We start from the raw sequence: 6,780 nt of genomic DNA on the forward strand, positions 1-6,780 counted from the left end.
GGCCGGGTCCTCGCGGCGCTTCTCCATCAGGCTGCGCACCAGCAGGTCGCCGAACGCATAGGCGTAGACGTAGAACGGCGCGTGCACGAAATGGCTGACATAGGCCCAATAGTGCTCATAGCCCGCGTTCAGCTTCACCGCCGGCCCAAGGCTCTCGGCCATGACCTCCAACCACAGCGCGCTGATGTCCTCGGGCGCAAGCTCGCCCTCCTGGCGCAGGGCGTGGAACTGCGTTTCGAAGCGGTGGAAGGCGATCTGGCGCACCACCGTATTGAGGCCGTCCTCGATCTTGCCGGCCAGCAGACCGAGCCGCTCCTGCTTGGAGGCGCCGGCCAGCAAGCGCTCGAACACCAGGCCCTCGCCGAAGATCGAGGCGGTTTCGGCGAGCGTCAGCGGCGTGTCGGCCAGCAGGGTGCCCAGCGGCGCGCACAGCGTCTGGTGCACCGCATGGCCCAGTTCGTGCGCCAGGGTCAGGACATCGCGCCGCTCGCCCATATAGTTCATGAACACGTAGGGGTGGCGGTCGGCGGTGACGGGGTGCGAATAGGCGCCCGACTGCTTGCCGGTGCGCGGCCGCGCGTCGATCCAGGGCTTGGCGAAAAAGGCCTGGGCGGTGTCGGCGAACTTCGGCGCCAGGTCCGAGAAGCTGGCGAGCACCATGCCCTTGGCCTCGTCCCAGCCGTAGGTGCGCGGCGCGGCGGTGTCGAGCGGAGCGTTGCGGTCCCAGTAGTCGAGGCTCTTGCGGCCCATGACCTTGGCCTTCAGCGCATAATAGCGGTGGCTGACCGACGGATACGCCTCGACCACCGCGTCCTCCAGCGCCTGCACCGCATCGGCGTCGACCTCGTTGGCGAGGTGCCGCGCGGCGGCCGGGTTCGGATAGTTGCGCCAGCGGTCCTCGACCTGCTTCTCGAAGGCCAGGGTGTTCATCGCCAGGCCCAGGATCGGCGTGCGCTCCTCCAGCGCCTTGGCCAGGCCTTGCGCGGCCTGCTTTCGGCGGGCGCCGTCCGGGTCGGAAAGGCGGTTCAGCGCCTCGGGCAGGGTCAAGGTCTCGCGCCCGACCTTGGCGGTCAGGCGGGCCAGGGTCTCGTCGAACAGCCGCGTCCAGTTGGCCACCGCCGGTCCGCGGTCGATCAGCAGGCGCTCCAGGTCCGGCGACAGCTCGTGCGGCCGCGACAGACGCACGCGCCGCATCCAGGGCCGCCAACGCGCGGCCGGCGGGTGCGCCTTGAACGCCATCTCGATTTCGTTGTCCTCGAGCTGGTTCAGCTCCAGGGTGAAGAACAGGCTGTCGGCGGCGATCTGCGAGGAGCGGGCGCGCAGGTCGGCCTCGAACTTGGCCCAGGCCGGATCGTCCCGCGCGACCGAGGCCGACAGCGCCGCATAGGCGCCGACGCCCCACAGCCCATTGGTCGCGGTCTCGTAGAGATTGATCCCATGGTCGAGCACCTCGCCCAGGTGCAGCGGATCGCCCCGCAAGGCCAGGAACCGCCCCTTCAGCTTGACCAGCTCGTCATTGGCGGCCTTGGCCGCGGCCAGATCGGCTTCGATCTTCGGGTCCTCGCGACCGGCATAGAGGTCGGCGAGATCCCACTCGGGCAGGGTGTCCAGTTTCACGGGCGCGTTCATGGCTGGAGAGATAGCCCCTCGGGGCGCACGCCGCCACCGCTGGCTCACCCACATCGTCATCCTAGGCACAAGGCCTAGGATGACGGGGAGTGGGGCGGAGCGTCAGCGCTCAAGCAAGGCCAGGATAGAGATCGTCCCAATGCGGGTTCTCCCGTTCGATCAGGTTGATCTTCCACTGCCGCGGCCAACGCTTGAGCGACTTCTCCCGCTGGATCGCAACCGTCATCTCTTCATGCGGCTCGTACCACACCAGCCGTTTCAGACCGTAGGTCTTCGTGAAGCCACGATAGAGCCCTTCGCGATGCTCCCAGATTCGGCGCGGCAATTGGCTCGTCACGCCGATATAGAGCGTACCTCGATTGCGGTCGGTCAGGATGTAGACCGCGATCGAAGCATCGCGGCCCACCATCTCGGACTCCTATGGCTTTGCCGGCGCCTGCGCGGCCTGGACCGCTCGGGCCTCGCTCAGCACGTAGGCCCGCAGGTCCTCGGCGCCCTTGGCGTCGAAGAAGCGGCTGAAGCTGGCCATGCCGCGCGGCGCGAGCGCCCCGTCGATCAGGACCGACTTCCAGTTCTCGGCCGAGAGCAGCATGGGCGAGCGGCGCAGGTCGGGCAGGTAGGTCCCGGTGGCGTTCGGGCCGTGACAGACTTGGCAGTCCTGGTGGAAGAGGGCGAAGCCGCGCTTGGCGTCGCCGGTCGAGGTCACGCCGGTCAGGTCGAGCGCGGCGACTTCCGGGCGCACATAGTCGGGCGCCTTGGCCGTTCCGCCCAGCTTGAAGACCAGCAGCCGGCCCGGCAAGCGCGGACGGTCGGGCAGGACGAAGGGCGCCGAGAGCGCGCCGGCCCCGCCGTAGCCGACCATCTGGGCGACATACTGCTCGCCGTCGATCTCGTAGGTCATGGGAGCGGCGATGACGCCGTTGTCGGTGGTGTACGACCAGAGCTTCTTGCCGTCGGCGGCGCTGTAGGCGGCGAACTCGCCCTGGGCCGCGCCCTGGAAGATCAGGCCGCCCGCGGTCGCAAGGACGCCGGCGTTCCAGAAGTACGGATGCTCGATGGTGAAGCGGGCCTTCTGGGCGACCGGGTCCCAGGCGATGAGCTGGCCCTTCACCATGGCCTTCAGGGCCGCGACCTGGGCCTTGTCGTCGGGCAGGGCGTTGGCGAGGAAATCGGTGCCGACGTTCCAACCGCCGGGCCGGTAGGAATAGCCCTTGTCCGGCGTATAGGCGAAGGGGATCACCTGGGCCGGGATATAGACCAGGTTTTCCTTCGGGTTGAAGGCCATCGGGTGCCAGTTGTGGGCGCCGAACGGCGCGGGAACCTGCAGCGAGGGGGCGTTCTCGTAGCGCACGCCGGGATTTTCGATCGGGCGGCCGGTGGCCGGATCGACACCCTTGGCCCAGGTGATCGGCACATAGGGCTTGGCCGAGATCAGCTGGCCGTTGGTGCGGTCGAGCACGTAGAAGAAGCCGTTCTTCGGCGCCTGCATCAGCACTTTTCGGGCCGCACCTTCCACATTCATGTCGGCCAGGATGATGTGCTGGGTGGCGGTGTAGTCCCAGCTCTCGCCAGGCGTGGTCTGATAGTGCCAGACGTACTCGCCGGTGTCGGGCTTCAGCGCCAGGATCGAGGAAAGGAACAGGTTGTCGCCCTTGCCGTCCGAGCGCTTGACGTGGTTCCAGGGCGTGCCGTTGCCGACGCCCACATAGAGGATGTCGAGGTCAGGGTCGTAGGCCATGGAATCCCAGACCGTGCCGCCGCCGCCGGTCGCCTTCCAGCCCTCGCCGAACCAGGTCGCCGCGCCCTTCTCGGCCATGACCTTGTCGGAGGCGGCGTTGTCCGGCTGACCGTTCGGATTGGGCGTGGTGTAGAAGCGCCAGACCAGCTTGCCGTCGTTGACGTCATAGGCCGAGAGGTAGCCGCGCACGCCGTACTCGCCGCCGCCGTTGCCGATCAGCACCTTGTCCTTGATGACCCGCGGAGCGCCGGTGATGGTGTAGGGGCGGCCGGTGTCGGTGGTCTGCACCGACCAGACTTCCTTGCCCGTACCGGCGTCCAGGGCGATCAGCCGCCCGTCCAGCGCGCCGACATAGACGCGGCCCTTCCAGACCGCCACGCCGCGGTTGACCACGTCGCAGCAGGCGTCGAAGCCCTTCTTGCCGTCGACCTTGGGGTCGTAGGACCACTTCAGCGCCCCGGTCTTGGCGTCGAAGGCGAAGACCTTGGACCAGGCGGTCGTGGTGTAGAGCACGCCGTCGACCATGACCGGCGTCGCCTCCTGGCCGCGGTCGGTGTCGAATTCATACATCCAGGCCAGGCCGAGCTGGCCGACGTTCGAGGCGTCGATCTTGTCGAGCGGACTGTAGCGCTGTTCGTCGTAGGTCCGGCCGTAGGAGAGCCATTCGCCGTTGGACTTGGCCGCGATGATCCGCGCGCCGTCGACATTGGCGACCTTGTCGCCGCCTGCGCCCTGGCTGCACGCGGCCAGCACAGCGGACACGGCGAGCATCGCCGCCAGCTTCAAGCTCTTCATTCTGCGCCTCCCTGCGGCCGTCGTCGCGCGGCCGTCAGCGGAACTATGCGCCGAACGCCAGACTCGGCAAGCTTGCCGCCGGGTCAGGCGCGCTTGCGGTCGAGCGCCCAGGCCAGGGCGCCGAGGGCGAGATAGACCACCAGCGCCGTCGTCCCCAAACCCGCCGCATCGCCCCCGCCGGGCATGACCATGGCGATGATCTGCACGGCCAGCAGCGCGGTCATGAACGCCAGCACCGGCCAGAGGCTGCGCCCCGCCCTGCCCCGGCTCCAGGCCCAGGCCGCGGCGGCCAGGCCCAGCAGGCCGATCTCCACCGCCTGTTCGGGGACAGGATAATTCCAGAGGCCGAGCCCGACCTTGGTCCCGCCGAACCACAGCTCCAGGTCCGGCCGATGCACCAGCAAGTCGAGCAGCCAATGCGAGAAGACCGTGAAGGCGATGGCGATCGCCGCCGCCCAGGGCAGGCGCGCCAGCCGCGCCAGGCCCAGCGCCCCCGCCGACCACAGCAGCGCCGCCGGCAGGCTGTGCGTATAGGGCATGTGGTAGAGGTCCAGCGCGCTGCCCGGCAGGCTCGGATCGATGCGGACCTTTTCGACGCCGGCGATGATCAGGCCGCTCCAGCCGATGTCGACCGCCTGGGCGGCAAGGACCAGGCTCCAGAGCGGCGCGCGCGGCGCGGCGGCCTTGGCGGCGAGCGAGGCGGCGTAGTGACCGACGAACATGGCGCAGCTCCGTTTCGAGGCCGCCCAAGGTCCAGCTTATCGATGCGTTTCGCAATCGGCCGTTTTTGAACTGCGGCCATGCGAAAACGGCTGGGGCCCGCGGCCCTGGTCAGGAAGTCCTAACCATCCCCGTTAAGATCGGACTCAGGACTCCGAAACCCCACCTTTACCCCGCCCCTGTATCAATCCGGGTCAACAAGAGCCTCGTTCGACCGGCCCCCGGCGAAACGAGCGTCCGTTCCAGGTGTGGGTGTTGCATATGACCAAGACGGTCCTTGTCGTCGACGACGATCCGACGCAGCGGCGGCTGATCCAGGCCGTGCTCGAGCGCGAAGGCTTCGCCGTCGCCCATGCCGAGAGCGGCGATGCGGCGATCAAGCACCTGCAGGCCGGCGCCGCTGCGGATGTGATCCTGCTCGACCTCGTCATGCCCGGCCTCTCCGGCCAGGACGCCTTGAAGGAGATGCGCGCCCGCGGGTTCGCCCAGCCGGTGATCGTGGTCACCGCGACCGGCGGCATCGACACCGTCGTCCAGGCCATGCAGGCCGGGGCCAGCGACTTCTTCGTCAAGCCGGCCAGCCCGGAGCGGATCATCGTCTCGATCCGCAACGCTCTCTCCATGGGCGCGCTGAAGGGCGAGGTCGAACGGCTGAAGAAGCATGCGGGCGGCCGCATGACCTTCGCCGACATGGTCGGAGCCTCCCCCGCCATGACCATGGTCAAGCGCGTGGGCGAGCGGGCGGCCAAGTCCTCGATCCCGATCCTGATCACCGGCGAAAGCGGCGTCGGCAAGGAAGTCATCGCCCGCGCCCTGCACGGCTCGTCCGACCGGGCCGGCAAGCCGTTCGTCGCCGTCAACTGCGGCGCCATCCCCGAGAACCTGGTCGAAAGCATCCTGTTCGGCCACGAGAAGGGCAGCTTCACCGGCGCGACCGACAAGCACCTGGGCAAGTTCCAGGAGGCCAACGGCGGCACCCTGTTCCTCGACGAGGTGGGCGAACTGCCGCTGGACATCCAGGTCAAGCTGCTGCGCGCCCTGCAGGAGAGCGAGATCGATCCTATCGGCGCCAAGCGCTCGATCAAGGTCGACGTGCGGATCGTCTCGGCCACCAACCGCGACCTGACCAACGCGGTCGCCGAGGGCCGTTTCCGCGAAGACCTGTTCTATCGCCTCAACGTCTTCCCGATCGAGGCGCCTGCCCTGCGCGAGCGGCGCGAGGACATCCCGGCCCTGGTCGACCACTTCATCCGCCGCTTCAACGTCGAGGAAGGCAAGAGCGTGGTCGGCGCCTCGGCCGAGACCCTGGCCGTCCTGACCGGCCACGACTGGCCCGGCAACGTGCGCCAGCTCGAGAACGCGGTCTATCGCGCCATCGTCCTGGCCGACGCGCCCTATCTGCAACCCTATGACTTCCCGGCCATCTCCGGCGTCGCGGCCCCGCCGCCGGAAGCGGTGGAGCCGGTCGCCACCCAGCGCCCCGCCAGCCTGCCGACCGCCGAGCAACTGGTCGCCGAAATGCCGGCCGACGCGCCGGTGCGCATCCTCGACCAGCGCGGCCACCTGCGCACCCTGGAAGAGATCGAGCGCGATCTCATCGCACTGGCCATCGAGATCTACGCCGGACACATGAGCGAGGTCGCCCGCCGCCTGGGCATCGGCCGCTCCACCCTCTACCGCAAGGTCCGCGAACAGGGCCTGGAAGACGCCGTCAAGGGCGCCGGCGGCGAGGAAGGCTCGGACACCGCCGCGGCGTAGAGGCCGTTTTCAAGGTGTCATCAAGTCAGTTGAGAGTTGTTGTATGAGGTGTCTCGTATGACGGCGTTTGCGATGACGACGAGCTTTCTTGCGATGGCGGCGATGGCGAGACGCTTTGGTTTTCCGGCGTTGATGAGACG

General features: G+C 68.2%; 5 protein-coding genes. 1 reads left to right on the forward strand and 4 read right to left on the reverse strand.

The genetic code is table 11. The features are described from left to right. The 4 genes from ACE3TL_RS16175 to ACE3TL_RS16190 all read right to left on the reverse strand — a co-directional run. Positions 1-1,629 (reverse strand): M3 family oligoendopeptidase (locus ACE3TL_RS16175; protein WP_374579696.1); only part of this gene is annotated, 1,629 nt, incomplete at its 3' end. A gap of 109 nt (positions 1,630-1,738) precedes the next feature. Beyond that, on the reverse strand, positions 1,739-2,038 hold the full coding sequence (locus ACE3TL_RS16180) for a GIY-YIG nuclease family protein (protein ID WP_374579697.1): 300 nt from the start codon (positions 2,036-2,038) through the stop codon (positions 1,739-1,741). Between the two features lie 9 nt (positions 2,039-2,047). Then, positions 2,048-4,162 (reverse strand): PQQ-dependent dehydrogenase, methanol/ethanol family, encoded by a 2,115-nt coding sequence (locus ACE3TL_RS16185; RefSeq protein ID WP_374579698.1) that lies wholly within the window; start codon positions 4,160-4,162, stop codon positions 2,048-2,050. A gap of 83 nt (positions 4,163-4,245) precedes the next feature. After that, on the reverse strand, positions 4,246-4,884 hold the full coding sequence (locus tag ACE3TL_RS16190) for a hypothetical protein (RefSeq protein WP_374579699.1): 639 nt from the start codon (positions 4,882-4,884) through the stop codon (positions 4,246-4,248). 259 nt (positions 4,885-5,143) lie between these two features. On the opposite strand from ACE3TL_RS16190, the gene ACE3TL_RS16195 reads away from it, so the two are divergent. Continuing rightward, on the forward strand, positions 5,144-6,640 hold the full coding sequence (locus tag ACE3TL_RS16195) for a sigma-54-dependent transcriptional regulator (RefSeq protein ID WP_374579700.1): 1,497 nt from the start codon (positions 5,144-5,146) through the stop codon (positions 6,638-6,640). The last annotated feature ends 140 nt before the right edge of the window (positions 6,641-6,780 follow it).

The organism is Phenylobacterium sp. (assembly GCF_041920015.1).
Classification (GTDB): Bacteria; Pseudomonadota; Alphaproteobacteria; order Caulobacterales; family Caulobacteraceae; genus Phenylobacterium.